Annotated in this window: 24 protein-coding genes and 1 pseudogene; 13 read left to right on the top strand and 12 right to left on the bottom strand. The window is 63.7% G+C overall.

Going from position 1 to position 26,763, the window contains the following annotated elements; all coding sequences use genetic code 11:
• The 6 genes and pseudogenes from AB4074_RS15485 to AB4074_RS15460 form a co-directional block, all read left to right on the top strand.
• A pseudogene (locus AB4074_RS15485) lies at positions 1–162 on the top strand (serine hydroxymethyltransferase); the annotation flags it as partial.
• Between the two features lie 460 nt (positions 163–622).
• Positions 623–1,672: an FUSC family protein gene (locus AB4074_RS15480; RefSeq protein WP_441414166.1), complete on the top strand. Its 1,050-nt coding sequence runs from the start codon at positions 623–625 to the stop codon at positions 1,670–1,672.
• Positions 1,673–1,765: 93 nt separating this feature from the next.
• Positions 1,766–2,536: a GAF and ANTAR domain-containing protein gene (locus AB4074_RS15475; protein WP_441414171.1), complete on the top strand. Its 771-nt coding sequence runs from the start codon at positions 1,766–1,768 to the stop codon at positions 2,534–2,536.
• A gap of 106 nt (positions 2,537–2,642) precedes the next feature.
• On the top strand, positions 2,643–3,206 hold the full coding sequence (locus AB4074_RS15470; protein ID WP_441414165.1) for a hypothetical protein: 564 nt from the start codon (positions 2,643–2,645) through the stop codon (positions 3,204–3,206).
• 49 nt (positions 3,207–3,255) lie between these two features.
• Positions 3,256–4,008 carry an IclR family transcriptional regulator gene (locus tag AB4074_RS15465; protein WP_441414164.1) on the top strand — a complete coding sequence of 251 codons (753 nt, stop codon included), beginning with the start codon at positions 3,256–3,258 and terminating at the stop codon, positions 4,006–4,008.
• A gap of 113 nt (positions 4,009–4,121) precedes the next feature.
• On the top strand, positions 4,122–5,309 hold the full coding sequence (locus AB4074_RS15460) for a 4-hydroxybenzoate 3-monooxygenase (RefSeq protein ID WP_441414163.1): 1,188 nt from the start codon (positions 4,122–4,124) through the stop codon (positions 5,307–5,309).
• Positions 5,310–5,426: 117 nt separating this feature from the next.
• Here AB4074_RS15460 and AB4074_RS15455 read toward each other — a convergent pair whose 3' ends face one another.
• From AB4074_RS15455 to AB4074_RS15445, 3 genes are all read right to left on the bottom strand, one after another.
• Positions 5,427–6,386: an aldose 1-epimerase family protein gene (locus AB4074_RS15455; protein ID WP_441414162.1), complete on the bottom strand. Its 960-nt coding sequence runs from the start codon at positions 6,384–6,386 to the stop codon at positions 5,427–5,429.
• A 100-nt stretch (positions 6,387–6,486) separates the two neighbouring features.
• Entirely contained in the window at positions 6,487–7,689 is a 1,203-nt protein-coding gene (locus AB4074_RS15450; protein ID WP_441414161.1) for an ROK family protein, read from the bottom strand.
• 13 nt (positions 7,690–7,702) lie between these two features.
• A complete protein-coding gene (locus tag AB4074_RS15445) occupies positions 7,703–8,968 on the bottom strand; it encodes an FAD-binding protein (protein WP_441414160.1) in 1,266 nt (421 codons plus the stop codon).
• Positions 8,969–9,172: 204 nt separating this feature from the next.
• On the opposite strand from AB4074_RS15445, the gene xylA reads away from it, so the two are divergent.
• The 4 genes from xylA (at position 9,173) to AB4074_RS15425 (ending at position 14,285) form a co-directional block, all read left to right on the top strand.
• A complete protein-coding gene (xylA, locus tag AB4074_RS15440) occupies positions 9,173–10,363 on the top strand; it encodes a xylose isomerase (RefSeq protein WP_268019949.1) in 1,191 nt (396 codons plus the stop codon).
• 19 nt (positions 10,364–10,382) lie between these two features.
• Positions 10,383–11,885 (top strand): xylulokinase, encoded by a 1,503-nt coding sequence (xylB, locus tag AB4074_RS15435; RefSeq protein ID WP_441414170.1) that lies wholly within the window; start codon positions 10,383–10,385, stop codon positions 11,883–11,885.
• Positions 11,869–12,945 carry a Gfo/Idh/MocA family protein gene (locus tag AB4074_RS15430; protein ID WP_441414169.1) on the top strand — a complete coding sequence of 359 codons (1,077 nt, stop codon included), beginning with the start codon at positions 11,869–11,871 and terminating at the stop codon, positions 12,943–12,945. Before xylB ends, AB4074_RS15430 begins: the two co-directional genes overlap by 17 nt.
• Positions 12,946–13,070: 125 nt before the next feature.
• Entirely contained in the window at positions 13,071–14,285 is a 1,215-nt protein-coding gene (locus tag AB4074_RS15425; RefSeq protein WP_441414159.1) for an ROK family transcriptional regulator, read from the top strand.
• On the opposite strand, the gene AB4074_RS15420 is transcribed toward AB4074_RS15425, so the two are convergent.
• Genes AB4074_RS15420 through AB4074_RS15390 form a run of 7 tightly spaced genes read right to left on the bottom strand, consistent with a single transcriptional unit; the run spans position 14,267 to position 21,539 of the window.
• The gene (locus AB4074_RS15420; RefSeq protein ID WP_441414158.1) at positions 14,267–15,406 is read right to left on the bottom strand and encodes a Gfo/Idh/MocA family protein; all 1,140 of its coding nucleotides are present in this window, start codon (positions 15,404–15,406) and stop codon (positions 14,267–14,269) included. The two genes, AB4074_RS15425 and AB4074_RS15420, sit on opposite strands and share 19 nt — an antisense overlap.
• A complete protein-coding gene (locus AB4074_RS15415) occupies positions 15,391–16,089 on the bottom strand; it encodes a ThuA domain-containing protein (RefSeq protein ID WP_441414157.1) in 699 nt (232 codons plus the stop codon). The genes AB4074_RS15420 and AB4074_RS15415 overlap by 16 nt, the downstream gene beginning before the upstream one ends.
• Positions 16,090–16,130: 41 nt before the next feature.
• Positions 16,131–17,135 carry a sugar phosphate isomerase/epimerase family protein gene (locus AB4074_RS15410; protein WP_441414156.1) on the bottom strand — a complete coding sequence of 335 codons (1,005 nt, stop codon included), beginning with the start codon at positions 17,133–17,135 and terminating at the stop codon, positions 16,131–16,133.
• Between the two features lie 12 nt (positions 17,136–17,147).
• Positions 17,148–18,356: a Gfo/Idh/MocA family protein gene (locus AB4074_RS15405; RefSeq protein ID WP_441414155.1), complete on the bottom strand. Its 1,209-nt coding sequence runs from the start codon at positions 18,354–18,356 to the stop codon at positions 17,148–17,150.
• A gap of 34 nt (positions 18,357–18,390) precedes the next feature.
• Entirely contained in the window at positions 18,391–19,314 is a 924-nt protein-coding gene (locus tag AB4074_RS15400; protein WP_441414154.1) for a carbohydrate ABC transporter permease, read from the bottom strand.
• Positions 19,314–20,216, bottom strand: coding sequence for a carbohydrate ABC transporter permease (locus AB4074_RS15395; RefSeq protein WP_441414153.1), 903 nt, complete (start codon positions 20,214–20,216; stop codon positions 19,314–19,316). The genes AB4074_RS15400 and AB4074_RS15395 overlap by 1 nt, the downstream gene beginning before the upstream one ends.
• Positions 20,217–20,219: 3 nt before the next feature.
• Positions 20,220–21,539, bottom strand: a complete 1,320-nt coding sequence (locus tag AB4074_RS15390; protein ID WP_441414152.1) for an extracellular solute-binding protein — start codon at positions 21,537–21,539, stop codon at positions 20,220–20,222.
• Positions 21,540–21,825: 286 nt separating this feature from the next.
• On the opposite strand from AB4074_RS15390, the gene AB4074_RS15385 reads away from it, so the two are divergent.
• Positions 21,826–22,860, top strand: a complete 1,035-nt coding sequence (locus AB4074_RS15385; protein WP_441414151.1) for a LacI family DNA-binding transcriptional regulator — start codon at positions 21,826–21,828, stop codon at positions 22,858–22,860.
• A gap of 359 nt (positions 22,861–23,219) precedes the next feature.
• Here AB4074_RS15385 and AB4074_RS15380 read toward each other — a convergent pair whose 3' ends face one another.
• The gene (locus AB4074_RS15380; protein ID WP_441414150.1) at positions 23,220–23,861 is read right to left on the bottom strand and encodes a hypothetical protein; all 642 of its coding nucleotides are present in this window, start codon (positions 23,859–23,861) and stop codon (positions 23,220–23,222) included.
• A gap of 186 nt (positions 23,862–24,047) precedes the next feature.
• Between AB4074_RS15380 and AB4074_RS15375 the strand changes: the two genes are divergently transcribed.
• On the top strand, positions 24,048–24,284 hold the full coding sequence (locus AB4074_RS15375; RefSeq protein WP_441414149.1) for a hypothetical protein: 237 nt from the start codon (positions 24,048–24,050) through the stop codon (positions 24,282–24,284).
• Positions 24,285–24,317: 33 nt separating this feature from the next.
• Here AB4074_RS15375 and AB4074_RS15370 read toward each other — a convergent pair whose 3' ends face one another.
• Positions 24,318–26,294: an amino acid transporter gene (locus AB4074_RS15370; RefSeq protein WP_441414148.1), complete on the bottom strand. Its 1,977-nt coding sequence runs from the start codon at positions 26,292–26,294 to the stop codon at positions 24,318–24,320.
• Positions 26,295–26,679: 385 nt separating this feature from the next.
• Here AB4074_RS15370 and AB4074_RS15365 point away from each other — a divergent pair, with 385 nt between their 5' ends.
• A complete protein-coding gene (locus tag AB4074_RS15365; RefSeq protein ID WP_231497388.1) occupies positions 26,680–26,760 on the top strand; it encodes a potassium-transporting ATPase subunit F in 81 nt (26 codons plus the stop codon).
• Positions 26,761–26,763 lie beyond the last annotated feature (3 nt).

The following is a 26,763-nucleotide window of genomic DNA, read 5'->3' as shown; positions in this document are numbered from 1 at the left end:
GCCACCCGCGGTTTCGGTGCAGCGGCGTTCCGTGAAGTTGCGGACATCATCGCCGAGGCACTGATCGCCGACGCCGACGCGGACCTCTCCGGCCTGCGTCACCGCGTGGAGGCACTCGCCGCCGCGCACCCGCTCTACCCAGGCGTCGCAGCGCTTAGCTGACCGTCTCCGGACCCGGCATGCCCGTCGGGACCGGCATCTTCTGCGGGCTCGGTCGCGAAGACGCCCGCTGCCGGATGTCGGTCCCGAAGGGGCCGCTGCTAACCTCCTTTGGAGCGCAAAACGTTCACCGGGCGCTCTGGTGACGGCTAAAGGCGGGTGAGTGGGTTCCGGAAGCGTGCGTCAAAGCGACGAAGGAGCAGCACGCGGAGGAACTCGCTCACTCGCCCCCAACCCGACCACATATCTAGTTAGGAACCGACAATGGCTGTTGGCGTTGCCGTCAACGTCGTCGAATGCTGATGCCCAGGACATACCATTCAACGGAAGCTGACCGGGCTGCCTGGAGCCGTCCGGCGTAAGCTCGCAGCGGATGCCAGTGCCGCCGTCGGGCAGTAATAGTCGGGCAGTATTAGTTGAGCACTACAGCGCTCAAGAGAAGCAAGCAGAGGCAGGCAATCCATTGAACCCCCTGGCAGAGATGTTCAGGATCGGTCCCGGGAATAAGGACCATCACCCGGCTGTGCGCTGCGCAGTGGGCGTCTTCCTGCCATTGATCACCCTCGTACTGTTCGGACGGCTGGACCTTGTGGTTTTCGCCAGCTTTGCCGCGTTCACGAATATCTATGGCCGCAACGAGCCCCACCGCCACCGTTTTCGAAGCCAACTCCGGGCCGGTTCGCTGCTCCTGGGCATAATCCTGCTCGCTACCCTGACCGCGAGGGTTGGACAGGGCTCGGGCGCTTACGTGTGGATCCTCACGCTTGGCACCACGTTGGTTGCCGCATTTTGCTCCGTGGTTACTGCGCTTTGGAGGCTTCGCCCGGCAGGTTCGCTCTTCCATATTTTCGCTTTCGCTGCGATCGCCTCTGTGCCTCAGCAGCCCCCGCTCTGGGAAGGGATGTTGGCCGCCGTTTTGACCGCTGTGTTGGCGTTGCTGATCGGAATGTCGGCGCGGGTGGTCCCGAGCCACCGGACACCCTGGAAGCGGCCGGCGGCGGACCGGTTGCTTCCTCAGGAAATCCGGGCAGCCTGGCTGGAAGGCTTGGGCTACTTCGTGGCTGCCGGGCTGGCCGGAACGCTTGCTACCTTGGCTGGGCAATGGCTCGGGTTCGGACACGGCTATTGGGCCATGGTCGCGGCAGTGGTTCCCTTGGTGGGGCGCAGTACCCGGCATCGGGTGCAACGGGGAATCCAGAGGATCGTGGGGACATTGCTCGGCTTGCTGGTATTGGCCGGAATCCTCTGGCTCGGCCCGGCGCCATGGCAGATGGTGCTGGTGATTGCCGTATGCCAGTTCGGAGCAGAGCTCTTCATTGCGCGCCAATATCTCGTGGCACAGATATTCGTCACACCGCTCGCGCTCATTTCTACCCTGCTAGTTGCCAACGTCCCGCCCGGGCTCTTGCTGCGGGACCGCATTGTGGAGACGGTGATCGGGGCCGCCGTCGGCGTCGCGGTGGTATTGGCGCCCGCGGCATGGTCCCGGGTCCGGGAACTCACTTCGGGCTAGGCGTTTCCCAATTGCCGACCGTGTGGGACCTTAGGTAGAGGGACTTATGATTTCCACATGCCCCCGTCAGCATATTCACTTGGAGAACGCGCCATGCTCCCTGCAGATTCCGCCCCGACCACCAATGACCAAATCCAGAACCTGATCCTGGAAAGTGCCGATTTTGAGGAGTTCCTCAACGAACTGGCACGGTTTTCTGCCCACCAAATGGCGGGCGACGGCGATGATGCGCTCTGTGGGATCACGCTGCTACGCGAGCGGAAGGCACTCACGATTGGGTGGAGCAGTGATGTGGCCCGCGAAGTGGACGAGATCCAGTATTCCTTGGCCCAAGGACCATGCCTCACGGCTGCCAAGGACGAGCGGGAAGTCTACGTTCCGGATCTCCTGGAAGAGAACCGCTGGGGCCCCGACTACGCGACCGCCGTTGCATCGTACGGCCTGAGATCAGTGCTCTCCTTGCCTTTCAACCTTGAGGGCGAGGCCAAGGCTGCCCTCAATCTGTACTCCGATGCTCCATACAAGTTCAACGAAAGGGCTGCGGATCGGGCCCGGGGTTACACCCGCGAGGTATCGCAGGCCTTGCGTCTTGCCGTCAGGTTCGCTGTTCATAAGGACAGCGCCAACAATCTCCGGGCGGCAATGGAGTCCCGCACCATTATTGACATTGCCGTGGGAGTTGTCATGGCACAGAGCCGCTGCAGCCAGGAGGACGCTGTCCGGATATTGACGGAGGCCTCTAGCAATCGCAACGTGAAATTGCGCGATATCGCCAAGTCGTTGGTGGATTCCGTTGACGCAGCGGGCACCCTGACCCATTTCGAAGAGCCGGCCCAGGAGCCGGGCCGCAGCCGGGCGGGATGACTCCAGCCCTCTGATCGCTCAACGCGGCGGGTGTACAACGAGGATTCCACGGGATACGCTTCTCAAGGTTGAGCCGTCGGCCATAGACACCTCTTTTGGAGTACCTATGGACCGCAGATTGCACGCCCTCGTAAAATTCGATGTTTCCACCGACGCCGTCGAAATCGACGTGCGGGGGAGCCTGAATCAAGATTCGAGGCCCGCACTCGTTCACATCGTTCGCCGGATTCGGCGAATGGGCGTCACCTCCCACATCAGAGTGGGCTTTTCCCACGCCGCAATTGTCGAATCACAGGCCCTAGCGGGACTCCGCAACGACCTCAATGCGATCGACGGCGGAACCACGGAAGTGGGCCTCGTCAGCGGATCCGGAGTTTCCCTGGAATTTACGGACAAGCCTGCCAGCCTCCCGCTCGAGGCCGCAACGGGATCGAAATCGTTCGAGATCACGGGCGAATTCGGAGCCTCGATCGATGCGGCGGGATTCCAACCGCTGGACAAGTGCTCCGATGAAGAACTTCTTGCCGCCAGTGATTTCGCCTTTGGGCTGCTGGACCAGCCCGGGACGTCTGCCTCTCCGGTAGTGCTTGCGCACTACGACGCGATCGGCTTGGAGATCTCGCGGAGGGAACTCAAGGACGCCACGGCGGATCCCGCTGAACCGCAGTAAGCTTGAACCCACCATTCAATGGAATCCGTAGGAAGGTGGGAAACGCTCCGTGGCCAACTCGGCATCCGGTGATTCCGTGGTGGACCGCATCGTCCGGATCATTGAAGCTTTTCCCGAAGGCTCTACTTCCCTGCGGCTTTCCGAACTCGCTGAGACCGCTGGCTTGCCGCTCACCAGCGCCCATCGCCTGGTCCGGCAGCTCGCCGACCACGGGCTCCTCGAACTGGCCGCCGGCGGAAATGTCCGCCTGGGCCTGCGGTTGTGGGAGCTGGTCAATCGGAATTCACCTACCTTGGCCCTCCGACAAGCGGCACTCCCGTTCATGGAGGACATCCAGCAGGTCCTGAATCAGAACGTGAACCTTGCCGTGCTCGACGGCTGGGAGGCGTTGTTCGTCGAGCGGCTGTCCCGCCGAGGATCCGTGGCCAACCGCGCCCGCGTTGCCGGCCGTATGCCGGTTCACATCTCCTCGGCCGGGTTGGCGCTGATGGCTAGCCAACCACGGGAACTGCAGGCCGAGTACCTCAAACAGTTCAGCGACCCAGCCGGAAAGGTGACGGCCGACGTCGTCCGTCACCTTTTGGCCGAAACCGCCCAGCAAGGGTACGCGCAGCTCGCGGGCGTGGTGGATCCGGACACATGGGGCATCGCGGTGCCGGTCACGGACGGCAAGCGGCGCACGATAGCCGCACTCGGCGTCGTGGTTCCCCTCGCTGAAATGCGCCTGCAGGCCCTGGTGCCGGCGCTGCAGACGGCGGCCCGCGGCATCGCTCGCCAGCTCGGGGAGCAGCGAAACGCCTAAGCGTTTCCGTTCAACGGAATTCATATAACGCCGAACCTGCAGTGCGGGTCACACTGATCAGCAGAACCTCCGCAGCCCTTCAGGCGCGGTTCCGCAATGAAGCGAGGAACACTTTGGCACGCAAGATCATCACCACCCAAGTGGCCATCATGGGCGCGGGCCCGGCCGGCCTCATGCTTTCCCATCTGCTGGCCACATCGGGGATCGAATCCACGGTCGTCGAGGTCCGCAGCCATCAGCAGATCGCCGAAACAGTCCGTGCGGGCATCCTCGAACACGGCTCCGTGAACCTGCTCGTGGAAAGCGGGGTTTCGGACCGGGTGCTGCGCGACGGCGACAGGCATGATGGGATCGAACTGCGCTTCAACGGCGAAAGCCACAGGATCGACTTCAAAGAGCTCGTGGGGGAATCGGTGTGGCTCTACCCGCAAACTGACGTCTTCCTCGACCTCGCCGCACGGCGCAAGGACGACGGCGGCGACGTCCGGTACAGCGTCACGGATACCACCATCCACGACCTCGACGGCAAACCGAAGGTCTGGTTCACCGATGCCGAGGGCCAGAAATTCGAAATCCAGGCGGACTTCCTGGTGGGCGCCGATGGTTCCCGCAGCCACTGCCGCTTCCAGATCCCCGAGGCCAACCGCAAGTGGTACTTTCACGAATACCCCTTCGCGTGGTTCGGCATCCTCGCTCAGGCGCCGCGCAGTTCAGACGAACTGATCTACGCCAACTCCGAGAACGGCTTCGCCCTGATCAGCCAGCGCACGGAGAGCGTGCAGCGCATGTACTTCCAGTGCGACCCCAAGGAAAACGTGGCCGACTGGGACGACGAGCGTATCTGGTCCGAATTCCGCAAACGCGTCAACGGGAACGGCTTTGAGCTCAAGGAGGGGCCGGTCCTCGAGAAGATGGTCCTGCCGTTCCGCAGCTTCGTCCACACGCCCATGCGCCACGGGAACCTGTTCCTCGCCGGTGACGCCGCCCACACCGTCCCGCCGACGGGCGCCAAGGGCCTCAATTTGGCCCTCCATGACGTCAAGGTGCTCTCCGAAGGCCTCGAGTCCTTCTACTCGAACGGTTCCAACGCGCTTCTCGAGTCCTACAGCGACCGCGCTCTCGAGCGGGTTTGGAAGGCCCAGCATTTCTCCTATTGGATGACGTCCATGCTGCACACCGTCCCCGGGTCGGACGACTTCGGCCGGGCCCGCCAGCTCGGCGAGCTCCACTCCGTGGTTTCTTCCCGGCACGCGCGGGCGTACCTGGCTGAGTCGTACACGGGATGGCCGACAGGGAAGTAGGCCAGCCACTTCAGTGCCGACGTCGCTGGAACGGTGCCGGCTCGCCCGAACGTTCCGGCGAGCAGGACTGTTCCGGCGATTTCGACGACGACGGCACCCGGCAGGGACGCGCCGGTGTCAGCTCGGGTTGAAGTCGGCTTGAGGGTCAGGTCGCGGTCCACGAGGCAGGTACCGGATGCCCCAACTGGCTTCCCAGACCTCCTCGGGTTCCAGCCAACGCAGGCCTTCGCCACTGTTGAAGGCGTCGGCGGGGGCCGTCATCGGTTCAACCGCGACGGCGGTCACGATGCCGCCGTCGGCTGCGAACTCCGTGGTGGTAAACGCTTGGACGTAGCCGAAGGAGGAGTCCATGAACATCTGGACTTGGCTGCCGTCGGGCGCTTCGAGATAGTGCAATGAGCTTCCGTCGTCCTCGCGGCGGACATTGCCCCAGGCATCGTCGAGGTCAACGGCGCCCACCAGCTGCCCGGTACGGAAGTCGTTCCTGGTTCCGCTGACGTCCGTGGTGATTCCGCTGGGGTTCAGGCGTTCATTCACTTCAATGTGGGTATCGGCGTTGATGTAGAGCGTGAGTTCTTCCGTCGGCACGCTCCCCAGGCGGAGGAAAGGATGTGCACCGAGCGCGACGGGCGCGGACCGGTGGCCCGTGTTTTCCAGTCGGTGCGTGACAAGCAGCCCGTCCTCCAGGAGTTGATAGCGGACCGACGTCGACAACTCGAAGGGGTACCCCGACTGCGGCGAGATGCCGGCGTCGAGCGTGATGCTGTCAGCGGTCCGGGCACTGACGCTGTACGGAGTGTGCGTCAGCAATCCGTGCAAGGCGTTGCCGTTGCCCGGTTCGGTGATGTTCAGTTGCTGGGCGACGCCGTCGTAGCTCCACGTGCCGCCAGCCACCCGGTTGGGCCACGGGACCAGGACCCAGCCCGCGCACCATGGCGGTTGGGCATCGACCGGATAGTCCTGAACCAGCGCTACGCCGTCGACGTCGAGCTCCCGTAGGCTCGCGGCGACTTCCGTCACGACGACGCGCTGGCTGCGGCTACCGATGTTGGCCGTGAGTTCGAAGTGTTCGCCCATGGGCGCTGGCGCACGGTGACGCGGTTCCCTATGAAGGGAGGGCGTCTGGTTGAGCGGGCGGGCCTGATTCGGCATGGTTGACCTGACTGGGAGGGGGAGATTAAGAAGTGCGAGCGGAGAAGGTGCCGGCAGGGTCCGCGAGGAACTGCGCGAAGGCGAGTTCCGCGGCTCCGATCATCATCAGATCCGAGCCGAGGGCAGCCCGGTAGATCGTCACCTGGCCTGCCGGGCCGTCCATCGCCTGCGAGTGGAGCGAGCTGTCCAACGTCCCGGGAGACAGGGCGTGCAAGACGCCGAGGAAGCCATCCAGGACGATCGCTTCCGGATTGAAAATGTTCACCGCATTCCGCAAGGCGACGCCAAGATATTCAAGCTGGCGTGCCACTTCGGCGGCCACGGCATCGCTGCTGCTCGCGCGGAGCGCCTGCTCGAGTTGGCCCGCATCGCCGCCGCCGATCCCGGCCAATTCAAAAAGGGGTGACTGGGAGACTTCGGTTTCAAGGCAGCCCGCGGCACCGCAGTGGCAAGGTTTGCCGGACGAGCGGACAAACGTGTGTCCAAGTTCCCCGGCGTAGCCGGATGCTCCGCGAAGCAATTCCCCGTCAGCGATGATTCCGCCGCCGATGCCGCTGGCGCCGCCGTTGAGGAAGATCAAGTTCTTCTGGCCCGCACCGGCGCCGAAGAGGAGTTCGCCCTCAGCGCCGAGCGATGCGTCGTTGGCCGCGTGGCAGGGGTATCCGGTGGCTTCGCCGAGCATTCGGGCGATGGGTTCATCGCGCCAGCCCAGGTGCGGGGCGTGCCGGACTACGCCGTCGTCGCGGTTGACGAGCCCGGGCACCGCGATGCCCACACCCATGACCCGGTACGAAGTGTCGAGCTCGGACCGCATTCCCGCGATCACTGCGGCGGCGATATTCACGGCCTCTTTGGCCGTCGGGATCCGCTCGGTGTCGAAACGGATCTTTTTCTGGACCTTCCCCCCGAGCCCGACAAGACCGATGGTCACAGCATCGATCTCCGGGTTGACCGCCAGGGCGGCTATGGATGGCCGCGGATGGACGATCGGGCTGGGCCTGCCCACCTGGGCTTCACCGGAGGGCGCCGTCTCGTACACCACTTCCAAGTTCACGAGTTGCCCTATCAGCGTCCCTACGGTGGACCGGTTCAAGCCCGTGCGTTTGGTCAGCTGGGCACGGCTGAGTACACCGTTGTGATGGACAAGGGAGGTCAGCAGGGCCAGGTTGTTTCGCCGCGAAGGATCGGGCTCGCTGGCGGTGACGGGATGTGGGGTGGGGGAGGGCATCATCGCGACAATATCAGCTCCCAAACACCGTTCGGTCCAGGAAGTCGTTGCGGAACTTTCCGGAAGGATCCAGGCGCTCAGCCAAGGCGATGAAGTCGCCAAAGCGAGGGTACAAAGGCGCGACGGCGGCAGCACCGGCGTCGAACAGCTTGCCCCAGTGCGGCCTCGCCGCGAACGGAGCCAGTTCCGCCTCAAGCAGCGGCAGGATGGCTTCGACCGCCGGCTGGTTCTGGCGCCAAGTGAAGTGCAAGCCGATTCCGTCGCGGCCGTAGTTGGCGCTCAGCCAGAGCTGGTCGGCAGCCACCGTGCGGATTTCGCCAATCAACAGCAACGGAGTCACGACCTCGGAGAGCCTGCGCATGGTGCGGAGGGCGTCCACGGCGTGTTCACGGGGGATGAGGTACTCGCTCTGCAGCTCGTCGCCTTGGCTCGGAGTGAATTCCATCCTGAAATGGGCCAGCCGGTCGGACCACGGTCCGGCCATGCCGAGCTGCTGCGTGCAATTACTGCCAGACACTCCGGGAAGGGGGTGCCGGGCCTCCGTTGCCGGGGTGCCACCGAAGAAATCCGGCGATTCCGGCGCGGGATCGACGCTGCGCCTCTTGAGCCACGCTTGGCCCACTGTCTCTCCGCTCCAATCGGTGAAGAGGCTGACGCTATAGGCAGAGGAAGTTATCCGGTGGAAGTTTTCCAGGACGAGATCCCACTTGAGGTTTTCGAAGACGCTCTGGGCGACGTCGAAGCTTGGCTGGATGTCCAAGGTCAGTTTGGTGACAATGCCGAGCGCGCCGAGCCCCACCACCATGCCCTCGAAATCCTCGTCGCCGCGGCGCACGCTGAGAATACTGCCGTCCGCCGTGACCAGTTCAAGGCCCGCGACGGCAGTGGCCAGGTTGCCGTTGGCGTCCCCGGAGCCGTGAGTGGCAGTGGCGACAGCTCCTGCCACCGAAATGTGGGGGAGCGACGCGAGGTTGTGAAGGGCGAAACCCTGGCGCTGGAGTTCCGCCGCGAGCGTCCCGTAACGGGTGCCACCGCTCACCGTGACGGTCATGTTGGCCGCATCCACACTGATGCCAGGATCCAGCCGGTCCAGCACCACGAGGGTGCCGGCCGTGTCCGCGATGGAGTTGAAGGAATGGCGGGATCCGAGTGCGCGGACCTTCATGGCGCCTGCCACGAGCCGCTGGAGTTCCTCCACGCTGGCGGGATGGGCAAGCTGCGGTGCCTGATAACTGTAGTTTCCTGCCCAGTTGCGTTCCGCCACCAGCTGATCAGTCACGGTTGAATCCTTCGTTAGAGGGCCCTGCGGCCTTATTTGATGTCCACAACAACATAACGGCTCGTTAGTCGCCACGCTAGGTCTTTTGCGAACAATTCGTTAGCTGGATGAAAGGTCTTGTTTACTCCAAGTGGTTGACATCACAGAGATTCGTAATATGTTGGATAGCGAAACAAACTCCACATCGACTACCCGGAGCACTCAATGACGATTCAGCCCACCCGTGAAGACAAGTTCTCGTTCGGCCTTTGGACCGTGGGATGGGAGGCGCAGGACCAATTCGGTTCAGCCACCCGCCCTCCCCTGGACACCGTGGAAGCCATCAATCGGCTCAGCGATCTTGGCGCCTACGGGATCACTTTCCACGACAACGACCTGTTCCCCTTCGGTTGCTCGGCTGCCGATCGCCAGCGCGAAATCGACCGGTTGCAGGGAGCGCTCAAGGCCACAGGGATGATCGTCCCCATGGTCACCACCAACCTGTTCAGCCACCCCGTCTTCAAGGACGGCGGTTTTACGAGCAATGACCGCGGCGTCCGCCGCTTCGCCTTGCGCAAGGTGCTGGACAACATCGATCTCGCTGCTGAACTTGGCGCCGAAACCTTCGTCATGTGGGGCGGCCGTGAAGGCAGCGAATACGACGCCGCCAAGGACATCCGCGGCGCGCTGGAGCGCTATCGCGAGGCCGTCAACCTGTTGGGCGACTACGTCACGGACAAGGGCTACAACATCCGCTTCGCGATCGAACCGAAGCCGAACGAACCGCGCGGCGACATCCTGCTCCCCACCTTGGGCCACGCACTGGCGTTCATCGAAACCCTGGAACGTCCGGAGCTCGTGGGAATCAACCCCGAAACCGGCCACGAGCAGATGGCGGGCTTGAACTTCACGCACGGCATCGCCCAGGCCCTGTACCAGGGCAAGCTCTTCCACATCGACCTCAACGGCCAGCGCAGCATCAAGTTCGACCAGGACCTGGTGTTCGGCCACGGTGACCTGCAGAACGCCTTCTCCTTGGTGGACCTACTCGAAAACGGCGGTCCCGACGGCGGCCCGTCCTACCAGGGCCCGCGCCACTTCGACTACAAGCCCAGCCGCACCGAGGACATCGACGGCGTGTGGGACTCTGCGGCCGCGAACATGCAGACCTACTTGCTGCTCAAGGAGCGAGCCAAGGCATTCCGTGCCGACCCCGAGGTCCAGGAAGCCCTCCAGGCGTCCCGCGTGGCTGAAATCAACGAGCCCACCCTGAACCCGGGCGAAGGCTACGAGCAGTTGCGTGCGGACAAGTCCGCCTATGAGGACTTCGACGCCGATGCCTACTTCGGCGGCAAGGGCTTCGGCTTCGTGAAGCTCCAGCAGCTCTTCATCGAGCACCTCCTCGGAGCGCGCTGATCCCGTGGCCGCTGCATCCTTGAACCTGGTTGCCGGGGTCGATTCCTCTACTCAAAGCTGCAAAGTGGTGGTCCTCGATGCGGAAAGCGGTGCGCTGGTCCGTGCGGGCCGGGCGAGCCACCCGGAGGGAACGGAAGTCCATCCGGACGAGTGGTGGCGGGCTCTGTCCGCAGCGTTCGACGACGCCGGCGGCCTCGCCGATGTCAAGGCACTGTCCGTAGGGGGCCAGCAGCACGGGATGGTGCTGCTGGACCGCGACGGCAATGTGGTGCGGCCAGCCTTGCTGTGGAACGACACGCGCTCGGCCGGCTCTGCGGAAGACCTCACCGCAGAGGTAGGGGCGGAGGACTTCGCCCGGCGGACCGGGCTGGTGCCAGTGGCTTCGTTCACGATCACGAAGATCCGCTGGATCAGGGACCATGAACCCGAAAGCATGGCGAGGGTGGCCGCCGTCGCGCTCCCTCACGACTGGCTCACGTGGCGTCTCCGCGGTTACGGCCCGGCGGGCTCCAGCCCCTTGGGGCCGGACTTGGACGAGCTCACCAGTGACCGCTCGGATGCTAGCGGCACCGGCTACTGGAGCCCACTGACCGGACGCTACGCTCTGGACTTGTTCAAATTGGCGTTCGGCCAGGACGCCCGGGAAGCCTCGGGCGGGTCAGCGACGGCGGCGCCCGGCGTCGTCGTTCTTCCCCGGGTGCTGGGTCCGGGCGAAACCGCAGGCCGCGTGCACCCGGCGTGTTTCGGCGGCACCGGCGCAAGCGAGGCGCTGGGTGGCGGAATCCTGCTCGGTGTCGGGGCGGGGGACAACGCCGCCGCGGCGCTGGGACTCGGAGCCAAACCCGGCGACGTCGTCGTGTCGGTGGGCACCAGCGGTACGGTGTTTGCCGTCGACTCCTCACCGGGACATGATGCGAGCGGGACCGTGGCGGGATTCGCGGATGCGAGCGGGGAGTACTTGCCCATCGCAGTGACGCTGAACGCCGCCCGTGTGCTCAGCTCAGTTGCCGCAGTGCTCGACGTCGACTTCGACGGGCTTTCCCGGCTCGCCTTGGAAGCCGAACCTGGTGCGGGAGGTGTGGTGCTGGTGCCGTATTTCGAAGGGGAACGAACCCCCAATCTGCCGCACGCGAAAGCCAGCATCCATGGGCTCAGCATCGCCTCCACCACCCGATCGAATATCGCCCGGGCGGCCATCGAAGGCATGCTGTGTGGACTCGCCGGAGGTCTGGACGCGCTGCGTGCCCAGGGCGGCCGCGCGGAGCGATTGCTGCTGATCGGCGGCGCCGTGCAGAATCCCGCTGTCCAACGGATCGCGGCCCAGGTGTTCGACCTGCCTGTCGTGGTTCCGAGCCCGGGCGAATATGTTGCCCGCGGCGCAGCAGTGCAGGCTGCGTGGGCGCTCGCCGGGTTCCGCCCGGACTGGCCCGTCGCCCTGGACGCCACACCCGAGCCGGATTTCCGGGCTTCGATCGGCCAGAACTATAGGAAGGTCAGTGCCCGCGATGATACCGGCGACTGAAGCGCTGCTTGCCAGGACACCGCTTCTCGATTCGATGAACCAGGATCCGGTGCCTGCATTGGGCGATGCCGTCCGGTGGGGAGTCATTTCCACCGGACGGATCGCCTCCACCGTCGTCAGCGACCTCGCGCTGCTGCCCGACGCCGTTTTGCAGTCCGTGAGTTCCCGGACCCAGCAAAACGCGGAGGCGTTCGCCGCCGAGCACGGCTTCCAGAGCGCCTACGGTGACGACGACGGGCTTCCGGGTTACCAGCGTCTGCTCCGGGACCCCGCGGTAGACGTTGTGTATGTGGCAACTCCGCACGCGAGCCACTACTCCGTGGCGAAGGCTGCCCTCGAAGCCGGGAAGCACGTGTTGTGCGAGAAACCGTTGACCATCAACGCCCGTGAAGCAGAAGATCTGGTCAGCCTGGCCCGGGAGAAAAGCCTGTTCCTGATGGAGGCAGTGTGGACCCGGTTCCTGCCCAGCGTGCAACGGGCGGCGGAAATCATCGCATCCGGTGAACTCGGCGAAATCCGGTGGGTGCAGGCAGACCTCGGATTTCCGGCGCCGTACCATCCCGAATCGCGGCTGTGGAAGCGCGAAGACGGGGGAGGCGCCTTGATGGATGTGGGTGTGTATCCACTGACCTGGGCGCTGATTAGCCTCGGGCGTCCCCAGTCGATCACGGCCACGGCCCATGTCGCCGATGGCGGAGTGGATTCCGAGACAGCATTGACGTTGTCCTACCCTTCCGGGGCCCAGGTCCAGGCCATGACCTCGTTGACTGCGGCGACCCCGCAAACGGCCACCGTATGCGGCACGAAGGGGATGCTCCGATGCAACGCCCCGCTGTTTAATCCGACCGAACTGACCATTACCTCCAGCTCCGGCGAGCAGCGGGTGGAGAAATTCATCCTGGCCGGCCGTAGCTACACATACCAGTTGCGCGAAGTGATCCGCTGCCTGCAGCAGGGCCTTCTCGAGAGCCCCACGATGCCGTTGGCAGATACCTTGACCACCATGTCCCTGCTGGATGAAGCACGCAGCCAAGCGGGAATCAGGTACCCGGCGGACTAGGGGCGGGAGCCCTCGGCGGCACGGGATCACCCACTAGGCCGCGCGGCACGGTCCAAATGGACCGGAACCGCGGATCCCTGAATGATGATGGAGATCACCTAGCCAAACAGGATCCCGGAGGAACCATGTCCGCCACGCCGTCGCCCGGAAGAGTGGGCGATGTCCGCAGGCAGAATCTGGCTCTCGTCCTCGCAGGGATCCAGACGAACGGCGGGGCCACGCGCGCCCAGCTTGCCGCGGAAAGCGGTCTGACGAAAGCTTCCGTTTCAAGCATCGTCACCGACTTGCTCGAATCCGGCCTGGTGCGGGAAACAAGTGTCACCCGCGACGGCGAACGCGGACGGCCCGGAACGGGCCTTGTCCTCAATCCGGCCCGCGGTGCCTTGGCCGCAGAAATCAATGTGGACTACCTCGCGGTGGGAGTCTTGGACTTCGCGGGGGAACTGACCGTCCACGAAAGCATTGAACGGCACAACCGTGGAAGCCTACCCTCCGACATCCTGCCGCTCCTCGTCGCCATGGCGCAGCGGGCGGCAACAAAGGCGGCGGCCGACGGCGTCGAACTTCTTGGTGGGGAACTGACCGTGCCTGGGTTGGTGGATACGGAACACAACCGGGTGCTGGCCGCGCCAAACCTGGGCTGGGCCGACGTCGAGCTCTCCGAAGAGCTGCCCAAGCTCCTGCCTGAAGCCCCCTTCGGAGTGTCCCTTTCGAACGAGGCCAATAGCGCAGCGCTCGCGGAACTCTGGTTTGGCCACGGCGCGGACCACGGCAAAAGCGAGTGGTTCCGGGATTTCCTGTACATCTCCGGCGAAGTGGGTGTTGGTGGCGGGCTGGTCATCGATTCCCAGCTGTTCGCCGGCCCGCAAGGCCATGCCGGTGAGATCGGCCATGTGGTGGTGCATCCGGACGGCCCGTTGTGCGCCTGCGGGGGCCACGGTTGCCTTGAGACGTTCGCGGGCCAAGAGGCCTTATATTCCGCTGTGGGAATAGACCGGGATTCGAGCTCTGAGCAAATGGACCACTTGCTCAGCCGCCTTGCCGACGGCGATGAGTGCGCCGTGTCAGCGGTGGAACAGGCCGGGTACTACCTTGGAATCGCGGTTGCCTCCACGGCGCGGGTGGCGAACATTTCCGCCGTCGTGCTCGGCGGTCATTTCGCCGTACTGGAGGAATGGATCGTTCCCGCACTGCGCCGGAGCTTGGACCACCACGCGCCCGGGCTGATCCCGGAAGGAAAGCTGGCGGTCTCCGGACTGGGGCGGACGGGGGCCCTCAGGGGCGCCGCAGCAACCTCAGTCCGGAGAATATTGAGCCAGGCCTACGAACTGATTCCCTGAACCTCCGCGAGCGGGGCAGCCAAGGCGGTCAGTTCCACGAGTTCCGGCCGTGCAACCGTGCTTTCGATCGACATCGCTGAGCCGCTGTGGGCGGATGCCAACACAGATTCCATGACCTCCAGCGCATGGAATGCCAGTTGGCCGCCAGCACGTGGTTCGACGCCAGCCGGGGTTGCGGCGAGGTCGGCGATGCCGAAGCCCCGGCCCGAATCGATGTAACCGGCCGAGACTGGAAGCGTCTGCCAGGAGTCGGCGCCGAGGGTGAAAAGCTCAACGTCGCCGTCGAAGTGGTTCGGATCAGGAACCACAAGGGACCCTGCCGCACCGTGGATCTCGATGTTGGGCGACTTGGTTTTCACCGCGTCAAAGCTCATCACAAGCGTGGACAGGGCGCCGGAGGCATGGACCAGGACTCCGGTCACGTGCGAATCTATGGTCACCGGAATCACCTCGCCCTCGCGCGGGCCCGAACCGATGGTGCGTGAGTTCCGTGTGTGGCTTGCTGCTCCGATGACCGAGACTACCGGGCCCAGCAACGTGACCAGGGCACTCACGTAATAGGGGCCCATGTCCAGCAGCGGTCCGCCGCCGGGTTGGTAGTAGAAATCCGGATGGGGGTGCCAGCGCTCGTGTCCCGGCGTCACCATGGTTGCCGTGGCCGAGATCGGCGCACCGATCAGGCCGTCGTCGATCGCTTTGCGGGCGGTCTGGATCCCGGTACCGAGTACCGTATCCGGCGCGCAGCCGACCACGACGCCGGCCTCCCGCGCCGCGTCGAGCACTTGCCGTGCCTCGGCGGTCGTCGCAGCGAGCGGCTTTTCCCCATACACACTCTTGCCGGCGGCGATCGCCCTCAAAGCGATCGGCGCATGCGCGGCCGGAATGGTGAGGTTCAGGACGAGCTCGACGTCGTCCGCCGCCAGGAGTTCGTCGACGGTCACCGCACGGACGCCGTCGTAAGAATCCGCGACCGCCTGAGCGCGCGCGGGATCGAGATCCGCCACGGCCACCAGGTCGATGGCCTCCAGCCGGCGGAAGTTTTTGAGGTACTGGGCGATGATGGCGCCGCAGCCAATGATTCCTACTCTAATTGGCTTGGCTGTGTCTATCGGGTTGCCCAAAGCATGCCCCTTTCGATGATCGTGCGGACGTTGCTGTCCTGGAGGATTTCCACCCGGTGTCCCGGGGTGCAGACGAAGATCCGCCCCTTCCCCCACTGCCTGGTCCAGATGGCGGGTGAGGTGACTTCCCGGTTCCACTGGTCCCATTCGCGGACCTTCTGGGTGGTGGTGGCGAGGACGTCGATGTAGTCGTCCGAGAGGACCCAGTACTGCTCGGTTACCAGCTCGAAGTCGCCGATGCCCTGTGTGATGGGATGGCTCGCGGCACCCGGGAGCATATTCACCGTGTACGGCACGTAGTTGTCGGACTGCTCGCCGATGCGTTCGTCCGGGTGTTTGCCCGGGTGGCAGGCGAACTGGCCGCCGATCATGTGCAGGTAATCCGAGTTGTTCCGGTAGGAATCGGCGATGCCACCGTGCCAGCCGGCAAGCCCGGTGCCGTTTTCGACGGCGGTGCGGAGCCCCTCGAACTCGTCCTTTTCAATCGTGGACATGGTCACGCATTGCACGATCAAGTCCACCCCGGACATATATGCCGAATCGGCATATACCTTGGGGGATTCCTCCACGCGGACGTCATAGCCATTGTCCTTGAGGAACGGGATAAAGAGTTCTGTGGCCTCGAATGGCTGATGGCCATCCCAGCCGCCACGGACCACCAGGGCGGTCTTCTTGTCAGTCATGGTTTCCTTTGCTTAGAAATACGGCCGGATAAAGCGAACGGTCAGCGGCTTGAGAATGCTGCGTCGAATGCGGCGACGGGCGGGGCGATAGCGGCGAGTTCCCGAACCATGGCCAAGGATTGCGGCGCTCCGACGAGCCGGTCCATGCCCGCGTCTTCCCATTCGACGCTGGTTGGCCCCTCGTAGCCGATGGCATTGAGGGTGCGGAAGATCGGCTCCCACTTCACATCCCCATGGCCTGCTGTGACGAAGTCCCAGCCACGGCGCGGATCCGCCCATGGCAAGTGGGATCCGAGCCGGCCATTGCGGCCATTGAGCTGGCGGATGGATTCCTTGACGTGCATATGGAAGATCTTCGGTGCGAAATCCTGGAGGAACATCACCGGATCCAGGTCCTGCCAGATGAAGTGGGACGGATCGAAGTTCAGCCCGAAGCTCTCCCGATGGCCGACAGCTTCCAGGGCGCGCTTTGCGGTCCAGAAGTCGTAGGCGATCTCCGAGGGGTGGACTTCCAAGGCGAAGCGGACTCCCACCTCGTCGAACACGTCGAGGATCGGGTTCCAGCGGTCCGCGAAATCCTGGTAGCCACGTTCGATCATCGACTCCGAGGCAGGCGGGAACATGGCCACGGCCTTCCAGATGGAGGAGCCCGTGAATCCCGTGACGGTCTTGACGCCGAGGCGTGCCGCGGCCCGTGCCGTCGCCTTCATTGACTCCGCGGCGCGTCGGCGTACCCCTTCGGGATCACCATTGCCCCAGATTTCATCGGACAGGATGCCCCGGTGGCGCTCATCGATAGGGTCGTCACACACCGCCTGGCCCGTGAGGTGGTTGGCGATCGCGAAGACCTGAAGGCCGTTCTTCTCAAGGATGTCGAGCCGATCCTGGACATAGCTGTCGTCCACGGAGGCGCGGTAGGGGTCCAGGTGGTCTCCCCAACAGGCGATTTCCAGCCCGTCGAAGCCCCACTCACCCGCGAGCCGGGCGACCTCTTCGAAGGGCAGATCGGCCCACTGGCCGGTGAATAGTGTGATGGGTCTTGTCATCGGGGTTCCCTCCTAGACTTTCTGCCAGCGGCTGGACTCTGCGGCGCTGCCTTCCACGGCGGCCAGCACCTTTTGCACTTGCAGGGCATCAGCGAACGACGGCGAGGGCTGCTCGCCAGCGCCGATCGCGGTCACGAGGTCCACCACTTGGTGTGTGAAGCCGTGTTCGTAACCGAGGCCGTGCCCCGTGGGCCACCAATTTCCGGCGTACGGGTGGCCTGGTTCGGTGACGAAGATCCGTCGGAACCCGGCGTCGGGGGATTCGGCGGCGTCGTAGAAGGACAAGACGTTCATCTCTTCGAAGTCGAACGCGAGGGAGGCCTTCGTCCCATTGACCTCCAGGCGCATGGCATTCTTCCGGCCCAGCGCGAAACGCGTGGCCTCGAAGACCCCGACGGCGCCCGCGGAGGCAGCGCCGCCGTCGAACCCGTCGCCAGAAAAGCGGGCGGTGAAAATGGCGGCGTCATCGACGGTGACCGTACCGCGCGGCGCATCCGCGCCGACGTCGCCATGGCCGCCGAGTCCTACGAGGTTACCGGCCAACGGCCGCTCGTGGACGAACGTTTCCAGAAGCGCGGAAACACCCGTGATGTGCTGCCCGGTGACCCATTGTGCGGCGTCGATGCTGTGCGCTCCAATGTCGCCCAGGGAGCCCGACCCCGATTTCGACTTGTCCAGCCGCCAGGTCATGGGCGCGGTTTCGTCGCTGAGCCAGTCCTGCAGGTACTGGGCCCGCACGTGCCGGATGTTTCCCAGACGGCCCTGCTCGACCATCCGCTTGGCGAGGGCCAACGCGGGGGTGCGTCGGTAGCTGAACCCGCACATTGAGAACACGCCGCGTTGCGCTGCGGCCTGGGCGGCTTCGGTCATCCGCTCCGCTTCCGCCACCGAATTGGCCAGGGGCTTCTCGCAGAGCACGTGCTTGCCGGCCTCAAGGGCTGCTATCGCGATCTCGGCGTGCGTGTTGCCCGGGGTGCAGATGTCGATGAGGTCGATGTCGTCCCGCTCGAGGAGCCGGCGCCAATCAGTCTCCACCGATCCCCAGCCGAGCTTGCCCGCGGCGGCCCGGACGCCGTCGTCGTTCCGGCCGCAAAGCGCGGTGAGCTGGGGGTCCAGGGGGAGATCGAAGAACCGCGGCGCGGTCCGCCAGGCGTGGGAGTGGGCGGCACCCATGAACGCGTAGCCGACCATGCCGACGCGTAAGGGCTTTGCGGTGGTCATTGTGTTCCTTTCGTGAACTTCAAAAGAGCGTTGGCTATTTGCTGAATCCGGCGGTCAGCCCGCTGAGCAGCTGGCGGCGGGCCACCACATAGATGACCAGCAGCGGCAGGGTGGCGAGCACAACGGAAGCCAGCACGGCGGGGATGTTCACGCTGAATTCGCCTTGGAAGGTCCACAACGACAGCGGAAGCACGCGGGTGGACGGGCTCTGGGTCAGGATCAGCGGGAAGAGGAAGCCGTTCCAGACTCCGAGCGCGTTGTAGATGCCCACGGTCACTACGGCGGGCCGCGTCATGGGCAGCGCGAGGCGCCACATCATGGCCCAGTCCGAACATCCGTCGAGCCGCATGGACTCGAACAACTCGTTGGGAACATCGCGCATGAAGTTGCTCAGGATGAGGACGGAAATGGGGATGGCGAACGCGATGGAGGGGAGGATCAACGCCAACAAGGTGTCATAGAGATGGGCTTTGGTGATCATCCAATAGATAGGGATGATCGTGGCGTGCAAGGGGATCGCCAGTCCCAGGAGGAACGTGTTGTTCGTCCACGTCAGGAACCGGCCCTTGCCCCGGACGATCGCGTAGGCGGCCATGAACGAGACCAAGAGTGCCGGTACGACGCTGCCCACTGTGACGATCAGGCTGTTGGCGAAGTACATCGCGAAGTCGTTGTCCAGGACCAGCTTGTAGTTGTCGAGGGTCGGCTCGGTGGGCGGCATCATCGGGTTCGAGGTGAAGAACCCGGCCTGGTTCTTCAGGCTGGTCACCACCACGTAGTAGATGGGAACGATGATGATCGCCAGCCAAAGCCAGCCACCCAGGCCGCCCAGGTGGTTGGGACGGAGCCGGCCGGGCCCCTTGGTCCGTTTCGCTCCGAGGCCATGCTTGCGGCCTTGCTTGTTGCTTTGCGCGGTGCGCCTTGCCGGCGGTGCGGGTATCTGGGTTGTGGAAGCCATCAGGCACCTTCCAATTGGCTTGCGCTGCGGTTCTTGCCACCAAGTCTTTGCAGGAGGAGGGCAAGTGCAAGGCCGATCACCACGAGGATGACGCCCAGGGCGCTCGCCGCTCCCATGTCGTTGGCCCTGAAGCCGGTCAGGTACATGTGCAGCGGCAGCAGCCGCGTGGAGTAGCCGGGGCCTCCGCCGGTGAGGACGAAGACGAGGTCGAAGTAGGCCAACGAGCCGACCACCATGAGGGTGGAGGACGTGATGATGGTGTACTTCAACTGGGGCAAGGTGATGGCGAAGAACTGCTGGACGCGCCCGGCGCCGTCGATTTGGGCTGCTTCATACAGCGACGCCGGGATCTGGCGCACGCCGCCTTGGTAGATGAGCGTGTGGAACGGAACAAACTGCCAGGCGATCACGAAGACGACGACGAACAGCACCAGATCCGAGTTGCCGAGCCAGTCCTGGGCCAGGAATGGAAGGCCCAGACCCGGGCCAAGGCCGAAGTTCGGGTCCAAAAGGGCCTTGTAAGCGATGGCGACGGCCGCGGAGGACAGCAGCAGCGGCACGAAGTAGAGGACGGCGAGGGCCGCGCGGTATTTCTGGGATGCGGACGTGAAGACTCCGAGGAGCAAGCTGATGGGAGCCTGGACGATGAACGAGAAGAACATGATCTTGGCGGTGACCCACAGCGCATTGCCGGTAACGGGATCAGTCAGGACCGTGGTCCAGCTCGACAAGCCGTCCAGCTTGATTTCGCCCAGCCCGTCCCATTTGGTGAAGCTGAGGAAGAGCACGCCGAAGAGCGGGATGATGGCGAAGAGGAGGAAGAAGACGAGGGCTGGTACGGCCAGCCACCCCGACGGGCCCTTTTCAAGGACCCGCCGGGAAGAACCGGTTGAGGTAGACACTGGTTACTTTCCGATCGTGGCGTTCATGGTTGAGACGAACTGATCGGGGCTGATCTTCTTCAGGAAGATCTGGTCGAGGTTCGCCAACATGGCGTCTCCCTGGGCGGGGCTGAGGGCCTGGTCCCACGAGAGGGTGAAGCTCGGGGCGTTCTTGGCCATGCCGTACACGTAGCTCAGGAAGTCCTTGTCCGGCGATGCGGCCAGCTTGCTTTCGATGCCTGTGGTCACGGGAACGGCTCCGGAGTCGATCAAGGCCTGCGTGTCGGCGTCGGTGAACATTCCGCTCTTGACGTAGTCGAGCGCCGCCTTCTTCTGGCTGTCAGTGGCCTTGGAAGAGATCGACCAGAAGTTGGACGGGTTCCCCACGACGTTGGCCGGATCGCCCTTGCCGCCGGAAACGGTGGGGAAGGTGACGTAGCCCAGCTTGCCGTTCTTGACGAAGTCCGCGGCGTCTTTCTTCATGCTCTGGTAGATCCAGCCACCCTGCAGGATCATGGCGGCCTTGCCGGTGTAAAGGAGGGCCTGGTCCGCGTTGCTGTCGGCGGCGATGGAGGAGAAGCCGTTGGCGAATCCGCCGGCGTCCACCAGATCCTGGATCTTGCTCAGGGCTTCCTTGACGGCCGGGTCGGACCAGGCGCCGGGCTTGTTGGCGGCGATGTTCGCGAAGACGTCGGGTCCGCCGATGCGCTCCACCAGGTATTCGAGCCACATCAGGTCAGGCCACTTGGACTGGCCGCCCAGGGAGAAGGGAGCGATTCCTGCAGCCTTGAACTTCGGCACCAATGCCATCAGCTCGTCCCAGGTCTTGGGGGCCTGCGCGCCGATCTTGTCGAAGACTTCCTTGTTGTAGTACAGAACGACGGGCTGCACGTTGTTGTTTGGCAGGGCATACGTCTTGCCGCCGATCACGCCGTTCTTGAGCACGGACGGCAGGTAGCGGTTCTTGACATCCGGGTTTGACGCTACGAAGTCCGACAGGTCGGCCACCTGGCCGGAGTCGACATAGGACTTCAGGACGCCGCCGCCCCAACCGTAAATGAAGGTAGGTCCCTGGCCCGCGCCGACGGCGGTGCGCACCTTGGTCTTGTACGCGTCGTTCGCGAAGAAGTCGAGCTTGACGGTCTCGTCCGGGTGGGCTTTGTTCCATGCATCGATGGACTTCTGAAGTACGGGCTGGTTACCGCCCGTAAGGCCCCACATGGTGGCCGAATCGGCGTTTCCTGCTGAACTTGCCGGTCCACCTGATCCGCAAGCGGCGAGGGAGATCGATACGGCCGCAGCAGTGGCGGCGATCGCCGCTGAGCGCAACGTGAGTTTTAGCATTTGCAATTCCATTCGTCCTCCGGGCTCGACGCTGATTGCCCGGCTATTGGTTCGGGAGTCCGGCCTTCGGGGAGCGAGGCTGCACTGCCGCTGAATATGCTTGATCCGAATCTTCGAAATATTTCGACAATATTTTCGGTCCGTTAGGCAAATTTAGCTGTGGCGTGGGTCACCGTCAAGGCGATTTGGACATAAAGTTCAACTCTTTTACGAAATGGCGATTGACTCTGCTCGCCTCGCCGCTCAGACTTATGTCAACGAAATATTTCGAAAGAGTTGAGGATCCATGGCCAGCAGCGAAAGTCCCGCCAAGGTGACATTGGCCGCGATCGCCCGGGAAGCGGGCGTCTCGATGCCGACCGTCTCGAAGGTGGTCAACGGGCGCGAGGACGTTGCGGCGGGCACGCGTGCCAAAGTTCTGACCGCCTTGGAGCGGACGGGATACAAGTCACCGCTTCAGCGAAAGAACATCGCCAGCCGCCGGCCCGTAGTGGAGGTTGTGTTCGACACCTTGAATTCGGCGTATGGAGTGGAAGTGCTCAATGGCGTGCTGGAGCACGCGGCCGCCTCCGACGTCGAAGTCCTGCTCAACATTACCGGCCAGCAATCGGCGTCGAAGTTGAGCCTCGAGCAACGGGCGCAGCGGATCGTCGACGAAGGCCGCAGCGGCATGATCGTGGTGACCTCGGCGTTCAGCTCGGCACAATTGGATCCATTTCGACGGCGGCAGATACCAATTGTTGTCATCGACCCGCTCAACCCGCCGCCGGGTGACGTGGTCAGCGTCGGTGCCAGCAATTGGGCCGGGGGCAAGGCCGCCACGGCCCACCTGCTGGATCTAGGGCACCGCAGGATCGCCTACCTGGGTGGGCCGGAGGCGGCCGAGTGCAACCAGGCCCGCCTGCACGGCTACATGGCGGCGCTGATGGCGAAAGGGGTGCCTGTCGAGGAGCGCTACATCCTGTCGGGACCCTTCCGCTCCGAGAATGGTGTGGCGGGAATGAAAACGCTGCTTCAACTCGAAGAGCGCCCAACGGCGATCTTCGCCGCAAGCGACAGCATCGCCTTGGGCGTGCTCGCCGAGGCGCGACGGCAAAAGATCCGCATCCCGGAGGACATCAGCGTGGTGGGATTCGACGGAACCTACCAAGCGGAGGAATCGGTCCCTCCGCTGACCTCTGTATCCCAGCCGCTGCAGGAAATGGGCCGCGCCGCCTTGCGATTCGTCCTACGCCAAATGCGGGGTGACGCGGTGGACTCACGGCGGGTGGAGCTCGCTACGCACCTCGTGGTCCGCGAATCCACGGCGCCGCCGACGTAGGCCCGTCCCGCCTGATCCTCGCTCACCTATGAGGGTGTTTTCCCCGACGCTCGCTCACATCTTCAAGCCCAACGGCGGAAATGATCTCCGATCAGTGCAGCGCCGCTACGGCCTGGACGGGGACAACCTGGGCGCCGCCGATGTAAGCGCATGGCGAACGCGCAAGGGAACATGTTCGTACTATCCGCAATTATCTTGATTTTTGGATAAAGGTGGATGGGGTGGGATTTATGATTCCGAATGCTCCGAATCCTTTTCGGCCCCGGTGCGGCACGCCCTAGTCGCGTCTGGGTCGGTCACCGGGACTGACCCCGGAAGGAAACAGCTGGGAGCCGCCTTGCCATCGCGCGAGTGGTGCCTCAGTGCTGGACGCCTGACTGCTGGAGGTCGCGCCCGCGAGGGGGAATTTCGACATAGTAGATCGAGCCCGCACCCGGGGCGAGGTGCCGGTGGGTCTGGTGGCGGACTGGCCGGTATTCATGGCCGAAAGGATCCCGCACCGTGGCCTGTTCAAGGTGATCCAGCCCCGCGAGGAGCCCATCGACCTCCCTCAGCGTCGCCGGGTGCGTTTCTTCTCCACCAAGGTTGAGCACCCATGGTGTCCCGGCGGCACTGCGGGCGCGTTCGAGGGCAACGGTTTCAAACAGTCCGGCAAGGAGCGCCTCCAGGGTTGTCGGGTAGAAGCGCTGCAAGCGATGCGCCTGCAGATTCCGGTGCCGGTTGTTCATCCATGCCTGGCGGAGCCAGCTGAATTCCACAAGCCCGAACGAGGGACCGAGGCGCAGGTTCCTGTCTTTATCCAGGGTGAGGCGGCAGTCATTGCCTTCCCGGTCAAGGACGCAAGCTGCTTCGTCCACGTACTCGAGGTCTTCCAGCATCGCCGCCTCGGACGGGTAGTAGGTGAACTCTGCGATGTCATCGACCACGACGTAGTCTTTCGGACGCGTGCCTGGGACCGTGGCATCGGATGCCGTTCCGTTGGTAAAGCCAATGCGCTTCATGCTTACGTCAGCTCCTGCGGAGACCGTCCACGGCCCGGGTGGCCAGGAATTCTTTCCTCGATCTGATCACCGAAAGGACCCGTCCCCGGCGGTATTAATGGTTTCCATACGCCCGCAGGCGAAGAATTAGCACTCTCTTAACGGGCAGGACTCGAGCAAAGGCGGCAGGCATGTCAGACTTCGGCCATGAGTATCGAACATTGGTGGCCGAAGCTGAAGCCGTCGACCCAAAAATGGCTGATCGAGAACAATGGCGATGCGGTGCTCCCGGACATAACCGCCGAGATCACCCAAGTTGGAGGCGTCATTACTTCGGATGCGTGGTGGGTTGGTCGAAACGGGCCTTCGGGATTTTATTTCTCGGACGAGGCGGTCGACTGGATCGAAGCGGTAGCGAACGGCGAGGTGCCGGAGCGGCCCTGACAGCAGCGCTGTCAGGGCGTCCTGTTGCCGCCATCAGCCCACGTGGACCCACGGGCGCCGACTGACATCGGGTTCGGCCTCTCGCAGGACTTCCCGGGTGACCGGGGCGATCTCCCCTTCGCCGAGGAACAGGAAGCGAAGGAGATTGATGACCGGGTTGCCTTCGGTCCAGCGGAAGTAGATGTGCGGCATGAGGCCTGTCACGTCGCGGATGTGCAGTAGCACTGAAGCGATGGTGTTGGGGACCACCGGGCCGTGGACTTCGAGGATCTGGTGTCCGTGCCGAACCACCCCACGGACTTCGAGTGCGGTTTCGAAGTCGGAGGAATCGTCCACAATCACTTCCAGGAAGAGCGCCTGGTAATCCACCGGAATGTGGCTGACCTCGATCGCTGAGGTGAGTTTGTCCCGGTACGCCTCCGCGGTGAGACGGAGGGGTTCGTGGGCGATGAGCGCAATCGGGCCGCTCAGATTGGTGGACATGAACTCCAATGCCTGGCGGTCCAGATGGACGTGGGTGGCGTGCAGTTCAAAGGAGCGCCGGATCCGGGAGAGCAAGGAGATCACGATGATCCCCACAATGAAGATCGCGGCGATCCGGATGCCTTCGGGACGTTCGAAGATGTTGGCAATAGTGGTGTAAATAAACACTATGGCGATGATGCCGAATCCGACTGTGCGCTTGCGCTGCCTCAAGCGGCGCGCGGAGAGGGTCACAGCCACGGCGGCGGAAGTCATCAGCACCAACACACCGGTGGCATACGCACCACCCTGGGCGTCGACGTCGGCGTTGAAAAGGAACGTGATCAGGAACCCGATAAGGGTGAACACCAACACCAGGGGGCGCACTGCCCGGGCCCAGCCCGGCGCCATTCCGTATCGCGGCAGGTACCGTGGGACCAGGTTCAGCAGCCCGGCCATGGCGGAGGCGCCTGCGAACCACAGGATGGCGATGGTGCTGAGGTCGTAGACAGTGCCGAACCCGACTCCGAGATATTGGTGCGCGAGGAATGCCAGGGCGCGTCCATTGGCCTGGCCGCCGGGCTGGAATTCCTGATCCGGAATCAGCACAACAGTGGTGAAGCTGGTAGCGATCAGGAAGCAGCTCATGATGACGGCTGCCGTGGTCAACAGCCTGCGGGTTCCCTTGATCCGTCCGGCAGGGTTTTCCTCGGTGTCGGATCCGTAACCCCGGATCTGGGGCATTACGGCGACTCCGGTCTCGAAACCGGACAGGCCCAAGGCGAGTTTGGGAAAAACGAGCAGGGCGATGCCGATCACCATGAACGGGTTTCCGTGCGAAGTCGACAGTGCAAGCCACCAGTCGCCTACTGCGACCGGATGGGCGAACACCTCCACGAACGTCGCAAACACGACCACGACGTTGAGGCTCAGATAGACGATGACGAGAACCACAGCGACGCCGATGGCTTCCTTGAATCCACGCAGGAATACGGCGGCCAGCAGGGCCAGCAGGAACAATGTAACCAGGATGTTCTGTCCCTGCAGCCAGCCTGGGGCGAGCGGATTCTGGATCGCGTGGGCCGTGGCGTCCGCGGCCGAGAGGGTCATCGTGATCATGAAATCCGTCGCCGCGAACCCGAGGAGAACGAGGACGAGGATCTTCCCTCCCCAGCGTGGCAAGAGGCGCTCAAGCATGGCGATGGATCCCTCGCCGCGGTGGCTTTCCCCAGCGACGCGGTGGTACACAGGCAGGGCGCCCAGCAGTGTGACCGCCACCAGGACGATGGTGGCCAGGGGGGAGATCACTCCTGCGGCCAGTGCTGCGATGGCCGGCTGGTAGCCGAGGGTGGAGAAATAGTCGACGCCGGTGAGGCACATGACCTGCCACCACGAATGCTTCTTCAGATGGGAATCGCCCACCGCGCCGGGGCCTTGGTGCGATCCTTTGGAGTCCTGCAGTCCGAACAGCAACCACGTCCGCAAGGAAGACATACCACCGGGCCGTGGTGCCGAAGGATCGGCCGGGGGCCTGCTCAAAGTAGTCATGGTGTCCTTTCCGCGCGACGCGCAGGCACCGCGATCATTGCTGAAGATAGCACCGACTACAGGTGTTTTCGCTGGTTGAAGCCGATCTTGATGAATCCTTAACGTCGATGTCCCGGAAGTCGCGGCGCACCTGTTAAGAAGCCGTCAAGATTCGGCCTTGCCGTGTTAAGGAACCATCAGGAACCCATTTTCGCGGCCTGCCAAGGAGTTGACTGACATCAGCCCCGCAAACGGGGCGCGGATGAAAGGACGTTCCAGTGGCCGACGTGGCTGTTGTGGGGATCTTCGTGGTGTCCATGGGGATCGTGATGTGGATGGCCCACCTTCTGGGCAAAATCGTCGACGGCGATGGGCCGGTGAACGGACAGTGAGCGCGGACGCCGTGATGTGGTTGGTCCTGTTCATTGCAGGCCTGTGTCTGTTCGGCTACCTGCTGGCCGTGTTGATCCACCCGGAAAAGTGGTGATTC

The sequence above is a fragment of the Arthrobacter sp. 2MCAF14 genome (assembly GCF_052115645.1).
Classification (GTDB): Bacteria; Actinomycetota; Actinomycetes; order Actinomycetales; family Micrococcaceae; genus Arthrobacter.
The sequence above is the reverse complement of the archived record's forward strand: the minus strand, read 5'-3'. Positions and strand labels throughout refer to the sequence as shown.